The sequence below is a fragment of the Pseudomonas sp. PDM16 genome, from assembly GCF_014851865.1.
Classification (GTDB): domain Bacteria; phylum Pseudomonadota; class Gammaproteobacteria; order Pseudomonadales; family Pseudomonadaceae; genus Aquipseudomonas.
In genome coordinates, this window is record NZ_JACVAM010000032.1 from 1 (window position 1) to 462 (window position 462).

At 49.1% G+C, this 462-nt stretch carries 1 protein-coding gene; it reads left to right on the forward strand.

The window, feature by feature from the left end; translation table 11 throughout:
* Positions 1 to 462, forward strand: a 462-nt coding sequence (locus IB234_RS23820; RefSeq protein ID WP_192322328.1) for a hypothetical protein, incomplete at both ends; no start/stop codon positions are given.

The window sequence follows — 462 nt, forward strand, 5'->3', positions numbered from 1 at the left end:
GTTTCTGACCGTCAAAGCTTGAAGCCGCGCCCCTCGGCAGAAGAGAAGGAAAAGGGGGAGAAAAGAAGAGGAAGAAAAGAGAAGAACAGGAAAGAAAAGAGTAGACAACTGAGAAAGAAAGCCCTGACCCGCCTCACCGCCGAGGGCAGGATGCAAGAGGGAATGAGAAAGGAAATTAAGGTGGAGAACAACAAGGAAAGAAGAAAAGGAGAAGGAGAAAGGGAAAAAAAAGAGAAAAGAAAAGAGGGGGGAGGAGGAGAAAGGAAGAGAAAGAAGAAGAGAGGGGAGAGAGGAAGAAAGGAAGGGAGGGGAAGAAGGAAGGAGGAAAAGAAGAGGAGGGAAGAGAGGAGGAGAGGGGGAAAACAGAAATTCGAGATCGGAAAGAGAAGAGAGAAACAGGAGGAAAGAGGAAGGAGAGAGGTAGAGAAGGAAGGAGGGGAGAAGGGGGAGGAGGGAGGAAGA